Annotated in this window: 16 protein-coding genes and 1 pseudogene; 10 read left to right on the top strand and 7 right to left on the bottom strand. The window is 69.5% G+C overall.

Annotation, left to right across the window (positions count from 1 at the left end; genetic code table 11):
- Window positions 1-94: 94 nt before the first annotated feature.
- The gene (locus LDO15_RS01090) at window positions 95-889 is read right to left on the bottom strand and encodes an alpha/beta hydrolase (RefSeq protein ID WP_223987661.1); all 795 of its coding nucleotides are present in this window, start codon (window positions 887-889) and stop codon (window positions 95-97) included.
- 255 nt (window positions 890-1,144) lie between these two features.
- Between LDO15_RS01090 and LDO15_RS01085 the strand changes: the two genes are divergently transcribed.
- The gene (locus LDO15_RS01085) at window positions 1,145-2,251 is read left to right on the top strand and encodes a (p)ppGpp synthetase (protein WP_223983069.1); all 1,107 of its coding nucleotides are present in this window, start codon (window positions 1,145-1,147) and stop codon (window positions 2,249-2,251) included.
- A 141-nt stretch (window positions 2,252-2,392) separates the two neighbouring features.
- Here the strand turns inward: LDO15_RS01085 and LDO15_RS01080 are convergent, their stop codons facing one another.
- Window positions 2,393-3,184 carry a TIM barrel protein gene (locus tag LDO15_RS01080; protein ID WP_223983066.1) on the bottom strand — a complete coding sequence of 264 codons (792 nt, stop codon included), beginning with the start codon at window positions 3,182-3,184 and terminating at the stop codon, window positions 2,393-2,395.
- A complete protein-coding gene (locus LDO15_RS01075) occupies window positions 3,181-4,302 on the bottom strand; it encodes a Gfo/Idh/MocA family oxidoreductase (RefSeq protein ID WP_223983063.1) in 1,122 nt (373 codons plus the stop codon). The genes LDO15_RS01080 and LDO15_RS01075 overlap by 4 nt, the downstream gene beginning before the upstream one ends.
- Before the next feature lie 110 nt (window positions 4,303-4,412).
- On the opposite strand from LDO15_RS01075, the gene LDO15_RS01070 reads away from it, so the two are divergent.
- Window positions 4,413-5,408, top strand: a complete 996-nt coding sequence (locus tag LDO15_RS01070; protein WP_223983060.1) for a LacI family DNA-binding transcriptional regulator — start codon at window positions 4,413-4,415, stop codon at window positions 5,406-5,408.
- A gap of 144 nt (window positions 5,409-5,552) precedes the next feature.
- Here LDO15_RS01070 and LDO15_RS01065 read toward each other — a convergent pair whose 3' ends face one another.
- Window positions 5,553-7,076: a SulP family inorganic anion transporter gene (locus LDO15_RS01065; RefSeq protein ID WP_223983058.1), complete on the bottom strand. Its 1,524-nt coding sequence runs from the start codon at window positions 7,074-7,076 to the stop codon at window positions 5,553-5,555.
- 204 nt (window positions 7,077-7,280) lie between these two features.
- Between LDO15_RS01065 and LDO15_RS01060 the strand changes: the two genes are divergently transcribed.
- A complete protein-coding gene (locus LDO15_RS01060; protein ID WP_223983056.1) occupies window positions 7,281-7,631 on the top strand; it encodes a MerR family transcriptional regulator in 351 nt (116 codons plus the stop codon).
- A 96-nt stretch (window positions 7,632-7,727) separates the two neighbouring features.
- Complete coding sequence (locus LDO15_RS01055; protein WP_223983054.1) at window positions 7,728-8,795, top strand: bile acid:sodium symporter family protein; 1,068 nt, start codon at window positions 7,728-7,730, stop codon at window positions 8,793-8,795.
- 8 nt (window positions 8,796-8,803) lie between these two features.
- Here LDO15_RS01055 and LDO15_RS01050 read toward each other — a convergent pair whose 3' ends face one another.
- The 3 genes from LDO15_RS01050 to LDO15_RS01040 form a co-directional block, all read right to left on the bottom strand.
- Window positions 8,804-9,379 carry a LacI family DNA-binding transcriptional regulator gene (locus LDO15_RS01050; RefSeq protein ID WP_223983052.1) on the bottom strand — a complete coding sequence of 192 codons (576 nt, stop codon included), beginning with the start codon at window positions 9,377-9,379 and terminating at the stop codon, window positions 8,804-8,806.
- A 145-nt stretch (window positions 9,380-9,524) separates the two neighbouring features.
- Window positions 9,525-10,160, bottom strand: coding sequence for a GNAT family N-acetyltransferase (locus LDO15_RS01045; protein WP_223983050.1), 636 nt, complete (start codon window positions 10,158-10,160; stop codon window positions 9,525-9,527).
- Window positions 10,157-12,217, bottom strand: a complete 2,061-nt coding sequence (locus LDO15_RS01040; RefSeq protein ID WP_223983048.1) for an FAD/NAD(P)-binding protein — start codon at window positions 12,215-12,217, stop codon at window positions 10,157-10,159. Before LDO15_RS01040 ends, LDO15_RS01045 begins: the two co-directional genes overlap by 4 nt.
- A gap of 246 nt (window positions 12,218-12,463) precedes the next feature.
- Here LDO15_RS01040 and LDO15_RS01035 point away from each other — a divergent pair, with 246 nt between their 5' ends.
- The 6 genes and pseudogenes from LDO15_RS01035 to LDO15_RS01010 all read left to right on the top strand — a co-directional run bounded on the left by LDO15_RS01035 (window position 12,464) and on the right by LDO15_RS01010 (window position 18,765).
- On the top strand, window positions 12,464-13,597 hold the full coding sequence (locus tag LDO15_RS01035; protein WP_223983046.1) for an amino acid ABC transporter permease: 1,134 nt from the start codon (window positions 12,464-12,466) through the stop codon (window positions 13,595-13,597).
- Complete coding sequence (locus LDO15_RS01030; RefSeq protein WP_223983044.1) at window positions 13,594-14,457, top strand: amino acid ABC transporter ATP-binding protein; 864 nt, start codon at window positions 13,594-13,596, stop codon at window positions 14,455-14,457. Before LDO15_RS01035 ends, LDO15_RS01030 begins: the two co-directional genes overlap by 4 nt.
- A gap of 11 nt (window positions 14,458-14,468) precedes the next feature.
- Entirely contained in the window at window positions 14,469-15,527 is a 1,059-nt protein-coding gene (locus LDO15_RS01025) for an ABC transporter substrate-binding protein (protein WP_223983042.1), read from the top strand.
- Window positions 15,524-16,698 (top strand): annotated as a pseudogene (locus tag LDO15_RS01020) (LLM class flavin-dependent oxidoreductase). The gene LDO15_RS01025 and the pseudogene LDO15_RS01020 overlap by 4 nt, the downstream one beginning before the upstream one ends.
- Complete coding sequence (locus LDO15_RS01015) at window positions 16,682-17,602, top strand: DUF1684 domain-containing protein (RefSeq protein ID WP_223983040.1); 921 nt, start codon at window positions 16,682-16,684, stop codon at window positions 17,600-17,602. The pseudogene LDO15_RS01020 and the gene LDO15_RS01015 overlap by 17 nt, the downstream one beginning before the upstream one ends.
- Window positions 17,599-18,765, top strand: coding sequence for an LLM class flavin-dependent oxidoreductase (locus tag LDO15_RS01010; protein WP_223983038.1), 1,167 nt, complete (start codon window positions 17,599-17,601; stop codon window positions 18,763-18,765). The genes LDO15_RS01015 and LDO15_RS01010 overlap by 4 nt, the downstream gene beginning before the upstream one ends.
- The last annotated feature ends 1 nt before the right edge of the window (window position 18,766 follow it).

Below are 18,766 nucleotides of genomic sequence, written 5' to 3'. Positions count from 1 at the left end.
TCGCTTTCGCGGGCCGGGGATGGCGTCGGGACCCCCGGAGCCCGTTGGAACGGGCGGCCGCGGGCGGGCGGTCCGGGATGCCGGACTGGCCGCGTCAGGCCAGCAGTTGCTGCACGAGTTCGCGGCATTTCCGGTATGCGGGCGCCTTCGGATCAATGAGCGCAAAGTGGTCGCCCGGGACTTTCAGCAACTGGACGGGGGCGCCGGCTGCCTTGGCCGCCGCGGCGTAGGTTTCGGACTCGCTGACCGGCACGGTGTCATCCTCCGTGCCGTGGACCGCGTAGACGGGCACGCTCAGGGGTACCGCGCTCATCGGGTCCGCATACTTGTGCCGTTTGGGATATTTCTCCGACGAGCCGCCCAGGAAGTTGCTGACGGCGCCGTTGCTGAGGTTGAGCCGCTCGGCGGCCGCAAGGTTCAGTAGCCCCGACTGGCTGACGACGCCGGTCAGCTGCACCGCGCCGTCGTCGGCACGGCGGGTCAACTGACGGTCCGCGTCGGGGGCGCCGAGTCCGGCGAGCCTGCTGCGCCCCGCCGCCCAGACCGCTAGGTGGCCGCCGGCCGAGTGGCCCAGTGCAACCACCCGCTCGAGCCCGAGTCCGTGTTCTCCGGCGAGCTCGCCGAGCTTGTCGATTCCGGCCAGGACGTCGGCAAAGGTGTTGGGCCAGCCCCCGCCGTTGCCGGCCCGCCGGTACTCCAGGTTCCAGGCCGCCATGCCGTGCGCGGCGAGGTCCTTGGCCAGGGGCTCCCCGAGTTCCGCGCCGTACTGCGAACGCCAGTAACCGCCATGGATCACCACCACCACACCTTTGGGCGCAGCCACCTCCGGGAGGAAAAGCTCGCCCCACTGGCTGGCGTCCTCGCCATACTGGTATTTGTGCCTCTTCACAGCGTCCTCCTTGGGGCCCGGTGAACAGGCGGCGGTGACAGCCCCCAGGGTCACCGTCGCTGCGGCAGCGATCACATCGCGGCGCCGCATATCAGCCATGTCCTGAGCCTACAGTGGGCTCCGCGCGGCGCCGCGCAGGACAGGCCTTGCACGCCGGCCGGTGGCGCGGGCCTGCCGGACGCACGCGGGATGCCTGCGGTGCGGTGTCGGGAGTGCCTGCGGTGCGGTGTCGGGGGTGCGCCGTAAGCTGGACGCATGGCGAGCAACTGGGATCGTTTGGACGTGGGCCTGCGCGATTCCGTGCAGGAGAACGTGGAACTGTACGAGCGGGTCCGGCCTGCCCTGAAACTGGTCACCCGGGAGGTCCTGCTGAATCTGCGGACCATGCTCAAGGACACCGAGGTGACGCCGCTGTTCGTGACCGGCCGCACCAAGACCGTGGAGTCCTTCCGCGAGAAGATCTCGCGTACCGAAGAACCGCTGGAGCCGGGCGGGCCGCCCGTGCTGAAGTTCCCGGACCCGTTCCGGACCCTGAACGACATGGTGGGCATCCGCGTGATCACCAAGCTGCCGGCCGAAAACGCCGTGGTGGCCAACCTGATCAAGCGCCAGCGCCAGCTCTTTGACTGCCGCGGTGACCGTGAAAAGGACATCGGCTCGATCGAGTCCGGGACGTACGGCTACTCCAGCCGGCACCTGATCCTGCGGACCATCCAGAACGAGGCCGTCAAGGACTACCAGCAGGTCTTCAACCCGGACGTCCCGCCGAACGGCAGCTACTTCTTCGAGTGCCAGATCCGCACGGTGTTCGCCCACGCGTGGAGCGAGATTGAGCACGACATCCGCTTCAAGGCCGAGGATCCCCGGGCCTGGACGCCGCACTTCGACCGCCAGTTCACTGCCACGGCGGCCATGCTGGAGACCGTGGAAAGCGCGTTCTCGGACCTGCACGAGCGTTACGAGGAGGTCCGCAGTTACTGGGACGTGGAGGGGGAGGGTGCCGCGCCGCTGACGCCCAACCGGATCCGCGACGTCTGGCGGACCCTGTTGCCGCACGTGGACCGGAAGGTCGACGACGACTGGGGCTGGGCCGCGGAACTGATGGCAGCCCACGGGCTCAACCAGACCATGCAGCTCGCCGGGCTCCTCAGCGCCAACCGGATCACGGAGGTGCGTAAAGCCCTGGACCACCGCTACTCCCCCGGTCCGGACCGGCTGCTCGATGACCTGCTGCTGTGGCAGTACGGCACCGAGCACATCGACCTCACCGCCGAACCGGCCGACGCCGTCCCGCACCCCCGGCGCGACAGCCTCCTGCGGCGGCTCAAGCAGATTGAGCGGTACCGCCTCACGCAGGGGTAGGGGGACGCAGCCTGTCGCTGCGCGATCTCCCCACTTTTGAAGCAGCGACGCCGGAAATCACCGGCCGTTCGTCCCGACACGCGGGGCCGCAGCCCTCAAAAGTGGGGAAACTCCGGCACGACGGGAGCCCCGGCGCCGCGATCAGCCTTCGAATGCCGCCCGGAACGCGACCAGCGCGGCATCACCCGCGGCCAGTCCCTGCCCGCCGGCGGCACCGGCTTCAAGACCAATGACACCGGTGTAGCCGGCTTGCCGCAGAGCCGCCGCAACAGCACGGTAGTTGATCTCCCCGGTGCCGGGTTCGAACCGGCCGGGAACGTCTGCCACCTGGATCTCCCCCGTCCAGGGCAGCGCGGCCCGGACCAATTCGATCAGGTTCCCTTCCCCGATCTGGGCATGGTAGAGATCCAGCATCATCTTCACGTGCGGATGGTCGACCGCCGAGACCAGGGTCAGCGTGTCCTTGGCCCGGGCCAGCGGGATGCCTGGGTGGTCCAGGACGGTATTGAGGTTCTCGAGGGCAAACGTGACGCCGTGCGTCTCGCCCAGCACGGCCAGGCGTTCGAGTGTCCGCAGGCCGGTCAGCCACATTTGGCCCGTGGACCGGTACGTGGGCCGGACGGCGCGACCGCCTTCCCCGAGCTCGGCCGGGTGGACCACCATCCGCTCGACGCCGAGTTCCAGCGCGGTGGGAATCAGTTTTTCGGCCGAAGCCACCACCTCGTCGGCGCTTTCGGGGTCGATCAGGCTGCCGCCGAAGTAACCGCTCATCGAGGAGAAGCGGGCACCCGTGGCCGCGAGGGCGGAAATGTCCCGCCCTCGCGTATCCCAGAGTTCCACCTCGAAGCCCTGGCTGTGGATCCGCCGCACCCTCTCGATGAGCTCCAGCTCGCCATAGACCATCTCGGCGCAAACGGCCAGGCGGAAACTCATTCTCCCTGCCCTACGGCGTGGAGTGCGGTCTCGGCGGCCCGCAGTTCGGCGATCGAGGAAACCTCCACGGGAAGCCCGGTCTCGTTCGAACGGATCGCCGCGAGTGCCACGGCCAGGGCGTTGCGGGCGTCGGTCCCGCCGGGGCCCGGGGTTGCGGGGGCCGGCTGGTTCCCGCGGCGTGCTTTGACGGCGTCGACGAAGTGGGCCAGTTCCGCGGTGTAGGCGTCATGGAAGAGGTCCACGTTCAGCCGCACGGTGGAGGAGGCGATGCCGGCCGCGGTGTAGCTCGTCGCGCTGGACGCCTGGGGCCCGCCCGCAGTAACCATGCCCGCCGAGCCAAAGACTTCGCCGCGCACGTCGTAGCCGTACAGGGCGTTGAAATTGGCCTCGGCCACCGCGATGGCACCGTTGCTGTACGTCACCGTCACGACCGCCGTGTCCAGCAGTCCGCCGGCTTTCCGCTCAGGGGCGACCAGCGCGTCGGCGACCGCGTGGACCCGGACCGGAACGGCGCCCGGGTTCATCCAGTTCAGGGTGTCGAAATCGTGGATCAGGGTTTCCAGGAAGATGGTTCCCGGCGCAATCCGCTCGGGGGCGGCAAGGCCTGCCGCGGTGCCCGGATCCCGCGTCAGGGACCGGAGCAACTGGGGGACCCCCACGGCGCCGTCGTCAATCAGCTTCCGCGCGGCGGCGAAGTCGTTTGCATAGCGCCGGTTGAAGCCGAACTGAACAATGACGCCGGCAGCGTCGGCTGCATCAATGGCACCGTCCAACTCCTCAATAGTCCGGCCGCCCGGCTTCTCGCAGAACACGTCCTTCCCGGCCCCGGCCGCAGCAGCAATCAGGTCCGAATGGAACCGGGCCGGCGCGGCAACGAGGACCGCGTCAATGTCCGGATCATTCATCAGGTCTGCCGGGTCTGTGCTGATTTTGCGCACTCCCAGCCGGCCAGCGAGGGCTTCGACCGCGGGGAGCGCGGGATCGGCAATGGCCTCCAGACGGGCACCCGGAATCCGGTGCGCCACGGACTCGGCGTGGAACTTGCCAATCCAACCGGCGCCGATGAGTCCGACGCGGACGGGCCGGTCGTCGCTGACCGGGTGCTGCAGATAGCTCATTAAAAACTCCTAGCCTGGGTTATAGATCGTTCTAGTAGCTCCATGATGCACCTACTGCCGGCGATTGTCTAGAACGTTCTATAGACTGGTTGAAAAGCCAAGGAGCAAGAATGACCGAACAGCAGCGCCGCCCCACGCTCATGGACGTCGCCGAAGCCGCCGGCGTCTCACGCGCACTGGTGTCCATCGTGATGCGCGGCGCCCCGGGCGCCGCCGAGTCCACCCGCAAGAAGGTGCTCGAGGCGGCCCGGGAACTCGGCTACCGGCCGGACAGCCGGGCCCGGCTGTTGCGCAGCGCGCGGACCAGGCTTCTCGGGTTGAGCTTCTTCACGTCAGAGCCGTTCCACGCCGAGATCGTCGACGCCGCCTACGCGGGCGCCGCCGAACGGGGCTACGAAATCGCCTTGAGCGCGGTCGCCAGCGGCAGGCCGGAAACTCGCGCGGCGGAGGCACTTCTGGATATGGGCTGCGAGGCGCTGATCCTCATCTCCCCGACGCTGGGCAGCGAGGAGCTCGCCGGGTTTGCGCGCCGGGCGCCGGTCGTGAGCCTCCTGCGGGACGACGTCGGCGACCACGTGGACTCCGTCAGCAGCGACGACCACGCCGGCATCCGGCTGGCCATTGAACACCTCGCCGCCTTGGGGCACCAAAGCATTGTCCACGTCGACGGCGGGGAGGCAGTCTCGGCCGCCCAGCGCCGGGACGCCTTTCGCACCGAAATGCTCCGCCGGGGGCTGGAGCCTGTGGTGATTCCGGGCGGCCCCACCGAAGAGGACGGACTCCGGGCCGGCGTGCTCCTCCGGGACCACACCCCGTCCGCCGTCGTCGCCTTCAACGACAGGACCGCCCTCGGCGTGATCGAAGGCCTTCGCACCGCGGGGCTGCGCGTGCCGTCGGACGTGTCAGTGGTCGGTTACGACGACAGCCAGTTTGCCCGGCTGAGCTACGTGCAGCTGACGTCGGTCAGCCAGGACGCGCCCCTTCTTGCCACTGCGGCCGTGGACAGGGCGGTCGACCGGCTGGCCGGGGCCGACGCGCCGGCGCACCTGGTCAGGACACCGCACCTGGCGGTCCGCAACACCACCGCACCGGCGCCGGCAGGTTGACCCGGCCGCCGTCGCCCTCCGCCGCGGAGCCTCCCCACTATTGACGGCACGACGCCGGCAGTCCCCGGCGGTTCGGCGCAACACGCCGGCGTGAACCTCCAAAGGCGGGGAACCCGCTGCGCCGGGGACCCGGGAGCGCTCAGGCTAGTGCCCGGCGTCGAGCTTCCCTGCGAGCCGTTCGCGCATCAGGACGCTGGCGTCGTTCAGGCCGACAACGTCGACGCTCTTGCCGTGCTGGCGGTACTTCTCGGTGACGGCATCCAGCGCTGCGATCGTGGAGGCGTCCCACAGGTGGGAGTCGCGCATGTCGATGACCACATGCTCCGGATCCAGGGCGTACTCGAACTGGGTGTAGAGGTCATTCGAGGAGGCGAAGAACAGCTCCCCGTCCACCCGATACGTGGCGCGCGGGCCGCCGTCGTCCTCGGTCACTGAACGCTCCACGGTGACGAAGTGGGCCACGCGCCGGGCGAACAGGACCATGGCGACGAGCACGCCGACGCCGACGCCGATCGCCAGGTTGTGCGTGGCGACGGTGACAACCACCGTGGCCACCATCACGAGGGTCTCGCTCTTGGGCAGCGCTTTGAGAGTGGAGGGCCGGATGCTGTGCCAGTCGAAAGTGGCAACGGACACGAAGATCATGACGGCCACGAGGGCGGCCATCGGGATCAGCGAAACCACGCCGCCGAGCGCCACCACGAGGATGAGCAGGAAGACGCCGGCCAGGAACGTGGAGATCCGGGTGCGGGCTCCGGAGGCTTTGACGTTGATCATGGTCTGGCCGATCATGGCGCAGCCGCCCATCCCGCCGAAGCAGCCGGTGACGATGTTCGCCACGCCCTGGCCCCAGGCCTCGCGGGTCTTCGGGGAACGGGTATCCGTGATGTCGTCAACGAGTTTGGCCGTCATGAGCGATTCGAGCAGCCCCACGAAGGCCATGGCCAGGGCGTAGGGGAAGATGACCTGCAGAGTATCCAGGCTGAACGGCACATTCGGAATGAACAGGGACGGCAGCGATTCGGGCAGCTTCCCCTTGTCCCCCACCGTGGGAACGGCGACGGCGGCCGTCACCGTGATGAGCGTCAGGACCAGGATGGCCACGAGCGGGGCGGGGACCGCCTTGGTGAGCCTGGGCAGGCCGAAGACGATCAGCAGACCCAGCGCCGTGAGCGGGTAGACCAGCCAGGGGACGCCCATCAGCTCGGGCACCTGAGACATGAAGATCAGGATGGCCAGGGCGTTGACGAAGCCCACCATCACCGAGCGCGGGATGAAGCGCATCAGTTTGGCCACGCCGGAGCGGCCCAGGACGATCTGGAACACGCCGGCCAGGATCACCGCGGCCACGAGGTAGTCGAGTCCGTGGGACTTCACCAGCGGCGCTGTCACCAGGGCGACGGCGCCGGTGGCCGCCGAGATCATCGCGGGCCGTCCGCCGACGAAAGAGATGGTCACCGCCATCGTGAAGGACGCGAAGAGCCCGATCCGCGGATCCACGCCGGCGATGATCGAGAAGGCGATCGCCTCAGGAATCAGGGCCAGGGCGACGACGAGTCCGCCGAGGACCTCGGTCTTGAGCCGGCGCGGGGACATCAGGGCGCCACGGACCGACTGCAGCTGCTCGGGCGTGAAGGCGGGAGCATTCCCGGCGGTTTTGACGGCCATTGCTGGCTCCGTTCGTGGTCAAGAAGGCGCGACGACGCCTTCAGATTTCAAAGAAGTGGGACGCTGCGTCGCGCCGGACAAGGCAGGGAGCTCGCCGTGATGGGCTCACCCGCACATCAGACTCTACCCTAACGTGATGGTAGGGTTTGTCTCGAAGATCTGAGCGAGGGTCTTGGGGCGGCGACAACCGGGAGTACAGCAACTATGCACATTGGCGAACTCGCCGAACGGACCGGGCTGTCCCTGCGGACGATCCGGCACTACGACGACGTCGGACTCCTCCCCGCGACGTCCCGGACCGAGGGCGGCTTCCGGGTGTACTCCGAAGCCGACGCCGACCGCCTGATGCTGATCAAGCAGATGAAGCCGCTGGGCTTTTCCCTCGAGGAAATGGCCGAAATCCTGGCCCTGCTCGCCGGCGGCCCTGACACTCCGGCGTCCGCCGCGCGCCTCGCGGAGATCCTGGCGCAGGCGGCACACCAGCGCGCCAAGATGGCCCGCAACCTCGCACAGGCGGACGAGTTCATCGCCATGCTGGGCCGCTTCACCGCCTGAGCCTTCCTCGCCCTCGGGCCTTAAAAATCTGACATATTTGTCCGTCAGGTGGTCACGAAGTGGCCAGTCCGCGGACGCCGGTGGCACCATGCTTGGATGCTTGAGGCAACTAAAACCCCGAATACTGCCCGGGACGCCAGCGCTGCCGCTGATGTTCCGGCCAATCCAGCCCTCGCGGCCGAGGCCAAGATCGCCCGCATCGCGGTGACTGTCTTCCCGATCCTCGTTGTAGTGGCCGGAGTCGCCGGCTTCCTGTTCCCCGGGGCGTTCAAACCCCTTGCGCCCAGTGTGCCTTTCCTGCTGGGCATCATCATGTTCTGCATGGGCCTGACCCTGACCCCGCCCGATTTCGCCTCCGTGGTCAAGCGTCCCTGGGCGGTGGCCCTGGGTATCGTGGCGCACTACGTCATCATGCCGGGTGCCGGCTGGCTGATCGCCGTCGGCCTCCACCTCCAGCCGGAGCTTGCGGTGGGGCTGATCCTGGTGGGTTGCGCGCCGTCGGGCACTGCCTCCAACGTGATGGCGTTCCTCGCCAAGGGCGATGTCGCCCTGTCCGTGGCCGTCGCTTCGGTGTCCACCCTGATTGCCCCGATCGTGACGCCGCTGCTGGTGCTGTTCCTGGCTGGCTCGTACCTTAGCATCGACGCCGGCGGCATGGTCCAGGACATCGTCAAGACCGTCCTCCTGCCCGTCATAGCCGGCCTGCTGGCCCGCCTCTTCCTCCGCAGACTCGTGGCCAGGGTCCTGCCGGCACTGCCCTGGGCCTCCGCCGCGGTGATTTCACTGATCGTGGCGATCGTGGTGGCCGGCAGTGCCAGCAAGATCGTCGCCGCGGGCGGCATCGTGTTCCTCGCGGTGGTCCTGCACAACGGCTTCGGCCTGGGCCTGGGGTACCTGGCCGGCAAGCTGGGGCGCCTGGATGACAAGGCGCGCAGGGCCCTCGCCTTTGAGGTCGGGATGCAGAATTCCGGCCTGGCCGCCACGCTCGCCACGGCGCACTTCGGCGCGCTGGCCGCCCTGCCCTCTGCCGTTTTCTCCCTGTGGCACAACGTCTCCGGCGCGATCGTGGCGGCGTGGCTGGCCCGGCGCCCCCTCCGGGATTCCGCAACGCAGGACAAAGCACCGGAGGCCGCCGCGCCGGCAACCGCAACGCAGGACGCCTAGACGGGGACCTAGCTCCGGAGCCGGCCGAGCAGAACCGTGACGGCGCGCCCGGCCAGGACCTCCGGACTGTCCGTTCCGGCGGGGAGCACATCGTATCCGCCGTGAACCGCACGGCCCGCGTCCCCGGCGTCGTCGGCAATGAGCACCTGGGCCACGCCGCGGCCGGCGAGCTCCGCCATGGTCGCGGCGTCGCCGCCCGTCGCCGCCGTGCCCGTGCGGATCACGCCGTCGGCGCCGCCGGAGAGCATGAACTGCCGCCAGCCCCCGCCCAGCAGGATGACCGCCTGGTAGCCGTGCTCCGGCAGAATCCGGGCCAGCAGGGTGGCGAGGGCCCTGTCCCGCGGCTGTTCGAGGTCCGCGACGGCCACGGCCACCAGCTCCGTCCGGCCGCGCCGCATCCCGCGGGCGGCACGGTTGGCCACGTAGCCCAGTTCACTGACGGCGGCGTGCACCCGGTCCTGGGTGGCCTGGCTGATCCGGGTAGTGCCGCCCGAGCGGCCGGAAAGCACATAGGAGACGGTGGTCAGGGACACCCCGGCCGCCTCCGCGACGTCGCGGATGGTGGGCTTGGATCCATGCCGCACTGATGACTCCCGGGTGCTTCTCCGCCGTCTGGTGGCGGCTCCTGAAAACTTCGTCCTGGGGGTGAACCCCATATGGAACTCTAGCCCGAAGCACCGGTCCCCGGCCCGCGGCAGGCTACGCCCCGTCCAAGCAACGCGGGGTCACTTAGCGCCCATCCCGGGGCCCCGGATGGGCCGTATGTGACCCCGCGTTGGGGTTGGGGTTGGGGGTTGGGTTGGTGATGTCCTTGGTGAAGGCCAGTGGTCCGATGGTTTCGGGATCGGCGGAGAGATCGAACTGCGCTTCGTAGCCGGTGTTCAGGTAGAGGTGTTTCGCCTCCGGCTGGCGGGGGCCGGTGGTCAGGTAGACCTGCCGGTAGCCGCGGCGGGCTGCCAGCGCCTCCAGCTCGGCGAGGACAAGCCGGGCAAGTCCCCGGCGGCGATGGGCCGAATGCGTCCAGATCCGCTTGAACTCGGCTGTCCGCGGCCCGTGCCGGCGGAAGGCGCCGCCCGCCACGGATTCGCCGTTCTCCCGCACAATCAGGAGGGCCCCGCCCGGCGCGGCAAATTCCTTGGCCGGGTAGCGGCCGAGTTCCTCCGCGGCGGCTCCCCGGCCAAAGAGGTTGCCGTAGCGGGTGTCGTATTCGAGTGCGAGTTCATCCAGGAGCGGGCGGACCCTGGGATCGCTCATGGGAAGGTTGAGGACCGTCAACACGGAGGGATCCAAGGGCCGGGGGTCCACCGACTGGGACTCCACGGGCTGGACCTCCAAGGGCTGCGCCTGAAGTGGTGAGGGGGTCATGCCCGCTCCTTTCCGCGGGCGGCGGCCTGCGGCACCGCGTGTTCGTTGCTGAGGTGCCCGTTGCTGAGGTGCCCGTGGCTGCCCCGGCCCGCGTTCCCTCCGGCCAGCAGGTTCAGGATGCGCCGGGCCAGGGCGTCGTTTTCGCGGAACGGCGCGGCATTGCTGCCGGGCCGGGCGAAGGCGCCCGCACCCCATCCGGAGGTGCCGGGCCCGACGCCGAACAGCCGGCGCCGCCGCTCCCCGACCGGGCTGATCAGCTCGTTGTGGGCGGACACCAAGAGCCGTCCCGTCGCGTGGGTGCCGTCCGCGGTCAGGAGCTGCTGCTCGGTGCCGAGTCCTGAGGTGTGCAGTTGGCGCAGCAGCGGGTTCGCGGACCGGACCACCGACGGCGCCGGGAGCCGGGCCTCGATCAGGGCCGTCGCTGACACAGCGATCCCGGACTGGGCCGAGCGGGCGACGAACCGTCCCGAGTACTCCGCGGCGTCGATTTCGAGCCCCGGGCCGATGAACTGCAGTAGCCCGGCCCGGTGGATCGCCAGCATCTCCCGCAGCCTGCGCGGCGGCGGCCCGGAATCGATGAAGCTGAAGAAGCCGTGCCACCAGCCCTGGACCTCGCGCTGCGAGCGCGCGTTCAGCCGCTCGGAGGGCACCAGCCGGCTCAGGTCCATGTAGGACTTGAGCAGGGAACTGAACAGGGCCAGAGTCTCCGAATGGTCCGGCCCGGTGCGCAGCTCAAGGTCGCGGCCGATGTAGGCCGTCACCGCGGCCTGGACGTCGGCGGGGCCGGCGAAGACGCGGCCCGCGAAGGGATGGTCCAGCCGTTCGAGGTCCAGGTGGAGCCCGGTGTCCGGAACGGACTCGGTGACGAGCCGGTGGCGGTCCTGGCTGTACCAGTCCGCGGCGGAGAAGCGCTCGGCGAATTCCTGCCAGCCGATCCGGACCCGCTCCGGGTAGCCGGTGAAAAGCTCGCGGTAGTACGCGTAGCCCGCGTCCTTGGCGATCAGGGGCCAAAGCTGGGCGCGGAAGTCCAGCTCGCCGGGCGCACTCAGCAGCGCCCCGACAGCGTGGGCAGTGAAGAACGCGGGTTCCCCCGCTGCTTCGCCGCGCAGGGCAGAGGTGATCTTGGAGTGGTAGGGCACGCCGCGGCGGGAGCCTGCCCACAACCGCGGCTCGGCACCGGAGGGCAGGTAGCGCAGGCCGCCGTCGGGCAGCTCCTCGAACCGGCCGCCGCGGCCCTCCATGAGCAGGACCAGCAGGTCCACGAAAGCCAGGCCCATGCCGGAGACAATGACGTCCTGGCCGGCGGCGAGCGGCGAGTAGTCGACGTCGGTGGTGTAGCTGGGCGCCGCGTGGAACGCGCCGTGGCGGGCGGCAAAGCCGGCCCACGCAGCGGACTCGCGGTCCGGCAGTGAATCAGTGTGCCCCAGGGAGGCGACCACGACGTCGGCGTGCAGCACCGTGCCGCCGGCCAGCCGGACGCGGTAGCGTTCGCCGCCCTGTTCTCCGCCCTGTTCCCCGTCCTGTTCCGGGTCGCCCGCTCCCGGTTCTCCCGCGTCCGGACCGACGGCCACGCGTTCGACGGCGGACGCCGTGTCCCGGTGCACCGTGACGGTGGTGTCCGGGCCGAGGGCGTCGACGGAGCGGCGGAAGAACCATTCGAGGTAGACGCTCTGCAGCTGCCGGGTGGGGAACGTGGTGCCGGTGAGGGCACGGAGCTGGGCCCAAAGCTCCCCCGGGAGCTCCGGCACGTCTGCGATGGAGCCGTCCAGGACCCCCGCGGCCCACTCGGCCAGTCCCGGCCCCTCGACGGCGGGACCCTCGCACTGGACGGATGCGTCGGTGAACATCGTGACATCCCCCGCCGCGGAGTTGAGCATCAGTCCCGGATGCTGCTCATAGCGCCAGATCCTGCCGGACCCCGGAGTGTGCGGCTCCACCACGTGGATCTGGAGTGCGCCGGCGAGGAGCTCCGGCCGGTTGGCGCCCAGGCGTTCCAGCAGCCCGGCCGTCCGCGGGCCGCCGCCGATGAGAACCACGGATGGGGCATTCACTGGCATGGGGACCTCCTGCGGGTCTGGTTCGGAGCCCTCATGCTAGGCAGCCGAATCCTGGCCGGTCGAGGCGCCGGTCACGGCCGTTCACCCCGCGTAACGGGGCGTAAATCGAGGCAAGAATTCGTCGTGTGACGCAGTGCGAACCCGCGTGAACGCATGCAACTTCCCGCCTTGCCGGGTGATTTCGGCGGCCCCTAGATTGGCAGCCAACCGAACCCCACACAGCAAATGGAAGAAGCGAGGTGGCGCATGAGTTCAACAGCAACCCCGGTGGCGCAGTCCGCCCCGGAGCCGGCGTCCGCCGGCACCGAATCCGCACCCGGTACGGCCCACACCGGCCCAGCCGCCACCGGCCCCGGCGTCGCGGCGCCCGGCGAGGTCAGCGCCGGCAGTGGGAACGCCGCCGCCCCCGCGCCGACCGGAAGTGCCGCGCCGGCGGCCCGCAGGGCCGCCACCGACTACGCCGACTACCGGCTGGTACCCGCCCGCCACCCGTGGCGCTGGGTGGGGACGGCCGTCGTCGGCCTCGGCGTCGCCGGCATTGCCTTGTCCCTGGCCACCAACCCGCGCTGGGAGTGGGGCGTGGTGGCGCAGTGGTTCACCGCGCAGTCGATCGTGAACGGCCTGCTGGAGACCCTCAAGCTGACGGCGATCTCCGGGGCGCTCGGCTTCATCCTGGGGTTCGTCCTGGCCCTGATGCGGCTCTCCGCGTCCCCGCTGCTGGTCTCGGTGTCCTGGACGTTCTCCTGGATCTTCCGCTCCACCCCGCTGCTGGTGCAGATGCTGCTCTGGTACAACCTGGGCTACCTCTACGAGAAAATCAGCGTAGGCATCCCCTTCACGGACGTGCGCTTCTTCGAGGCGCAGACCACCACCCTGATCAGCCAGTTCGCCGCCGCGGTCCTCGGCCTGACCCTGAACCAGGCCGCCTATTCGGCCGAGATCATCCGCGGCGGCATCCTCTCCGTGGACCAGGGCCAGCTGGAGGCCGCGGCCGCGCTGGGCATCCCGGCCTGGCGGCGCTCCACCAGGATCGTCCTGCCCCAGGCCATGCGGGCCATCCTGCCCACCGCCTTCAACGAGGTGATCGGCCTGGTCAAGGGCACCTCGATCGTCTATGTCCTGGCCTACTCCGAGCTGTTCTACACCGTTCAGGTCATCTACAACCGGACCCAGCAGGTCCTGCCGCTGCTGCTCGTGGCCACCCTCTGGTACATCGTCATCACCTCGGTCCTGAGCGTCTTCCAGTACTACATCGAGCGGCACTACTCCAGGGGCGCCGTCCGCACGCTGCCCCTGACCCCGCTGCAGAAGGCCCGCAAATTCCTGGCCACGCATGCGCCCGCCACAAGGGAATCCACCCAGGAAAGGGGCACCCGATGAGCACCGCAGCCCTCACCGCCGCTGAAACCTCCGGCGCCACTGAAACAGCTGAGACGCGCCACGCCACACGCGGCCTTGTCGAGATCACCAAGGTCCGCAAGTCCTTCGGCGCCACGGAAGTCCTCAAGGGCATCACGCTGACGGTCGAGCCTGGCGGCGTCGCCGTGATCGTCGGCCCGTCCGGGTCCGGCAAGTCCACCCTTCTGCGCACCATCAACCATCTGGAAAAGGTCGACGCCGGGTTCATCGCCATCGACGGCACGCTGGTGGGCTACGAGGTCCGGGGCCATCGGCTCCACGAGCTCCGCGAAAAGGAGATCCTGAAGCAGCGCACCGAGATCGGCATGGTGTTCCAGAATTTCAACCTGTTCCCGCACCTGACCGCGCTGGAAAACGTCACCGAGGCACCCGTCGTCGCGCCGCGGGCCGGGAAACCCCGGCTTACCAAGGCCGAGGCCCGCGAACGCGGCCTTGAACTGCTGGACCGGGTGGGGTTGAAGGACCGGGCCGGCGCCTACCCGCGCCAGCTTTCCGGCGGCCAGCAGCAGCGCGTCGCGATCGCCCGGGCCCTGGCCCTGGACCCGAAGATCCTCCTCTTCGACGAGCCCACCTCGGCCCTGGACCCGGAACTGGTCAACGAGGTCCTGGACGTCATCCGCGAGCTTGCCAAGTCCGGCACCACGCTGGTCATCGTCACGCATGAGATGGGCTTCGCCCGCGACGTCGCCGACACGGTGGTGTTCATGGACCAGGGCCAGATTGTCGAGCAAGGCACACCCCAAGAGATTTTCACCAACCCGCGGGAAGAACGCACCCGGAGCTTCTTCTCCAAAGTGATCGAACCCGCTTTCAACATCTAAGGAACACCCCCATGGCAATCCGCACCGCCCTCCGCACCGTCCGCCCCGGCACTGGTCCCAGCCGGCGTGCGGCGCTTCCCGCCGTCGTCCTCATCGGCGCCCTGTCCGGCACGCTGGCGCTGAGCGCCTGCTCCGACCCCGGCGCCTCTGCCGCGTCAGGCGGGCAGCCGGCGACGACGGCGGCGCGCAACGGCGTCGTCTACAACACCTCGCCGGACCAGCAGCGGATCCGGGCGGCAAAGGACGCGGCCCTGGCCGCGGAAGTCCCCGCGCTGATCAGCAAGGACGGAAAGCTCACCGTCGCCACGACGGCGGGCGCGATCCCGCTCTCCTTCCACGCCACGGACGACAAGACCCCGATCGGCGTCGAGGTGGACCTGGCCCAGCTGGTCGCTGACAAGCTGGGCCTGGACCTGGATGTGCAGGTGACCTCGTGGGAGAACTGGCCGCTGAAGACCCAGTCCGGCGATTTCGAGGCCGTGTTCTCGAACGTGGGCATCAACGCCGCCCGCGTGAAGCTCTTCGACTTCTCCAGCTACCGGGCCGCGTACATGGGCTTCGAGGCCAAAAAGAGCTCCAGCTACACCATCAAAGGCTCCGATGACATCTCCGGCCTGAAGATTTCCGTGGGCTCGGGCACCAACCAGGAGAAGATCCTGATCGCCTGGAACAAGGAACTGGAGGCCAAAGGCAAGGCGCCGGCGCTGCTGCAGTACTACTCCTCCGACGCGGACACCATCCTGGCCCTGTCCTCAGGGCGCACCGACCTGAACCTCGCGCCCTACCCGTCCGTCACGTACCGCGAAAACACCCGCGAGGACCTCAAAGTGGTGGGCAAGGTCAACGCCGGCTGGCCGTCCGAGACCCTGGTCGCCGCCACCACGCTCAAAGGCAACGGCCTGGCCCCGGCCATCACGGACGCACTGAACTCCGCGATCAAGGACGGCTCCTACGCCAAGGTCCTGGACCGCTGGGGCCTCTCCGAGGAAGCCCTGCCCGAGTCCAAGACCGTCACCGAGGCCAACTTCGGGGCCCCGGCAGGGAAAACCGAAGCGGGGAAAACACAGTGAAGTTCCAGGTCCTCGACATCATCCCGCACCTGAAGAACCCCGTCACCGGTGAGATCGTTTCCACCGCTGACCGGCTCAACCAGGTGGTGGAAACGGCGCGCCGGGCCGAGGCGCTCGGCTACGACAGCTTCTCCGTGGGGGAACGCCACGCGGGCGAGTTCATCTCCTCCTCCCCACCACCGTGCTCGCCGCCATCGCCGCGGTCACGTCCAGGATCCGGCTGCAAAGCGGCGTGACCGTGCTGTCCGTACTGGACCCGGTGCGGGTCGCGGAGGACTATGCCACGATCGATCAGCTCAGCCGCGGTCGGCTGGAACTGGTCATCGGCAAGGGCAACGAGGTGCTGCAGTACCCGCTGTTCGGCCTGGACCTGGCGGATCAGTGGGAGCTCCTCGCCGAGAAATACGGCCTGCTCCGCCGGCTCTGGACCGAGGAGAACGTCACGTGGTCCGGGAGGTTCCGCACCGCGCTGACCGAGCCCACCACCACCACGCCGCGGCCCTTCGCCGGCGCGCCGCGGGTGTGGCACGGTTCCGCCACCAGCCTCACCTCGGCGGCCCTGGCGGCGCAATGGGGCGATCCGCTGTTCACGGCCAACGCGATCCAGCCGCGCGAAAACTACAAGGTGCTGATCGACCACTACCGGGAGGAATACGCACGGCACGGCCATGATCCCCGGCACCAGTACCTGGGCTCCGGCTCCGGGGCTGGCGGGGTGTTCATCGCGGACACCACGCAGGAGGCCAAGCGGCAGTTCGGCCCGGTCTACGAGGCCCTCACAACCGGCCGCAATGTTCCCGGCAACAACTCCCCCTACCGTGACATCGACCACGCCGTCGCCGAAGGTCCGGCCCTGGTGGGCAGCCCGGAGCAGGTGATCGACAAGATCCTCGGCTACCACGCCCTCTACGGCCACGACCTGCAGTCCATCGCCCTGCCCACCACACTGCCCTTCGACCAGCAGCTGGAAATCCTGGAGCGGTTCGCGCTCGAGGTCATTCCGGCCGTCCGCGCCGCCGCGCCGACCACCCTGTGGGCCGACGGCGATCCCTACGCCGGCCGCCCGGAAACCAGCCCCGCCGGGGCAACAGGGGCCACCGAACCCGATGCCGCAGCCCGCGTCACCGCCGACCACAACAGCCACAGGAGCTCCCATGTCTACACCCACTGACACCGACCACCGCTCCCCGGGCGCCGGCCAGGGCTCCCCAAGTGCCGGCCAGCCTGACCGCCGGAACATTCCCGACCGGGAGTTTGAAGCCGCGTGGGCGGACTGGCACGCCGCGCACGAACGCCACCGCGCCGACCCCCACGGCTTCCTCGCCGTCACCCACCTGCACTGGCTCGACGCAACGCCCGGCCGCCTGGACGGTGCGCCCGGCACGTGGAGCGTGGAGGACGACGCCGTCCGCCTTGTTTTGGAGGCACGCGAACGGGTCCTCCGCGACGGGCAGGAACTTAACCCCGGCGGCACCGGAGCCAGCGTGCTCCTCGGCCCGGTTCCCGAGCGCGAAGGGCTCACGCTGCGGGTGGAGGACGCCGGTGCCGGGCATACTGTGATCGAGCTCGCCAAGCGCGGCGGCCGCTATGTGGTGCGGCCGCGGCATCCGCTCAATCCCCTGCTCACCGGCTACCGCGGGACGCCCGTCTACGCACCGAACGCAGAATATTCCATTAAGGGAATATTCGTTCCGTTCGACGAACCGCGCCCCACCACGGTGGGTGCGGCGGTCGAAGGCATCCACCATGTCTACGAGGCACCGGGCGAGATCCGCTTCCGGCTGCACGGTGAGGACCTGAGCCTCACCACCTTCAACGGCCACGCACCGGGGACGTTGTCTGTCCTCTTCACGGACGCGACGTCGGGCAAGACCACGTACGCGGCCAACCGCACGCTCACCGTGCCGGCTCCGGGCGCCGACGGGACGGTATTGCTCGATTTCAACCGGGCCGTGAACCTGCCGTGCGCCTACACCGACCTCGCCACGTGCCCGCTGCCGCCCGCCGAGAACCGCCTGCCGGTGGCCATCGAAGCCGGCGAACAGATCCCTTACGAACGTCAGGACGCATCATGAACACCCTTCCCGCCAACCACGAGCCGCAGGGACGCGGCCTCCTGCTGCTGGACCTCGACGGCGCCGGCAGCCACCCGGCCGCGTGGCGGGTTGCCAGCACCGCGCCCGCCGCCGTGCTGGCCCCGGATCATCTTCGCGGCACCCTGCTGGCCGCCGAGTCTGCCGGGTTCCACGCGGCGACCCTGTCCGACGCCGGCCTGCCGGAGACCACGCTGCCGGACACTGCGGCCCGGCTCAACGCCCTGCAGCGCGCCGCGTTCGTCGGTCCCGTGACGCGGTCCCTCGCCCTGATCCCGGAAGTGGACACTGTCTACACCGAGCCGTTCCACATCTCCACCCAGCTGGCCAGCCTGGACTACGTGTCCGGCGGCCGGGCCGGCTGGCTCGTGGCCGCCTCAACCAGCGCGGCCGATGCCGCCGCCGTCGGACGGGACACCGTGCGCGGTGCGCGGCTCTCCCGGGAGGCCGGGGATTCGATCGAGGTCAGCCGCAGGCTCTGGGATTCCTGGGAGGACGACGCCGTGATCCGTGACGTCACCACCGGCCGCTATCTCGACGTCGACAAGCTGCACTACGTCGACGTCGACAACGGCAACTATTCGGTCAAGGGGCCCTCGATCATTCCCCGGCCGCTCCAGGGCCAGCTCCCGGTGCTGGCCCCGGCCGGTCTCCTGGACCCGGAGGAGGTCGCCGCCGGGGCGGCCGATGCGCTCCTGGTGTCGGCCCCGGCGCCCGAGCTCCTGGCCGCCGAGATCGCCGAGACGCGGGCCGGACTCGCCGCCGGCGGAAGCGGGCCGGCGCTGATCGCCGAGCTCGACGTCGTGCTGGACTCCCGCGGCCAGGCCGCCGCAGACCGGCTGGCCGTGCTGAACGGCCACGCCGCGTGGGAGAGTCCGCGGGCGCGTTTCGTCGGGTCGGCGGCTGAGCTGACCGAACTACTCGCCGGGGTTCTGGCCTGGGCCGACGGTGTCCGCCTGCACCCCGCCGTGCTGGAGGCGGATCTGGAGGAGCTGTCGCGGCTGGTCCTGCCGGAGCTGCGCCGCCGCGGGCTCCTGGCCCCCACCACCCCGGACGCCACCTTCCGCGAGCAGCTGGGGCTCGCGCGGCCCGCCAGCCGCTACGCCGCCGCATCCAGCGCCGCTGCCGCCGGCGCGGAAAACTAAG

Origin of the sequence: Arthrobacter sp. NicSoilB8, assembly GCF_019977355.1 — a bacterium.
GTDB lineage: Bacteria > Actinomycetota > Actinomycetes > Actinomycetales > Micrococcaceae > Arthrobacter.
Note: the sequence above shows the minus strand (reverse complement) of the source record. Positions and strands in the feature narration are given on the sequence as shown.

Excerpts from the sequence above, each read along its gene's own strand:
- LDO15_RS01085 (WP_223983069.1), top strand. The coding sequence starts at position 1,145 with ATGGCGAGCAACTGGGATCGTTTGGACGTGGGCCTGCGCGATTCCGTG.
- LDO15_RS01080 (WP_223983066.1), bottom strand. The coding sequence starts at position 3,184 with ATGAGTTTCCGCCTGGCCGTTTGCGCCGAGATGGTCTATGGCGAGCTG.
- LDO15_RS01075 (WP_223983063.1), bottom strand. The coding sequence starts at position 4,302 with ATGAGCTATCTGCAGCACCCGGTCAGCGACGACCGGCCCGTCCGCGTC.
- LDO15_RS01070 (WP_223983060.1), top strand. The coding sequence starts at position 4,413 with ATGACCGAACAGCAGCGCCGCCCCACGCTCATGGACGTCGCCGAAGCC.
- LDO15_RS01065 (WP_223983058.1), bottom strand. The coding sequence starts at position 7,076 with ATGGCCGTCAAAACCGCCGGGAATGCTCCCGCCTTCACGCCCGAGCAG.
- LDO15_RS01060 (WP_223983056.1), top strand. The coding sequence starts at position 7,281 with ATGCACATTGGCGAACTCGCCGAACGGACCGGGCTGTCCCTGCGGACG.
- LDO15_RS01055 (WP_223983054.1), top strand. The coding sequence starts at position 7,728 with ATGCTTGAGGCAACTAAAACCCCGAATACTGCCCGGGACGCCAGCGCT.
- LDO15_RS01045 (WP_223983050.1), bottom strand. The coding sequence starts at position 10,160 with ATGACCCCCTCACCACTTCAGGCGCAGCCCTTGGAGGTCCAGCCCGTG.
- LDO15_RS01040 (WP_223983048.1), bottom strand. The coding sequence starts at position 12,217 with ATGCCAGTGAATGCCCCATCCGTGGTTCTCATCGGCGGCGGCCCGCGG.
- LDO15_RS01035 (WP_223983046.1), top strand. The coding sequence starts at position 12,464 with ATGAGTTCAACAGCAACCCCGGTGGCGCAGTCCGCCCCGGAGCCGGCG.
- LDO15_RS01030 (WP_223983044.1), top strand. The coding sequence starts at position 13,594 with ATGAGCACCGCAGCCCTCACCGCCGCTGAAACCTCCGGCGCCACTGAA.
- LDO15_RS01025 (WP_223983042.1), top strand. The coding sequence starts at position 14,469 with ATGGCAATCCGCACCGCCCTCCGCACCGTCCGCCCCGGCACTGGTCCC.
- LDO15_RS01015 (WP_223983040.1), top strand. The coding sequence starts at position 16,682 with ATGTCTACACCCACTGACACCGACCACCGCTCCCCGGGCGCCGGCCAG.
- LDO15_RS01010 (WP_223983038.1), top strand. The coding sequence starts at position 17,599 with ATGAACACCCTTCCCGCCAACCACGAGCCGCAGGGACGCGGCCTCCTG.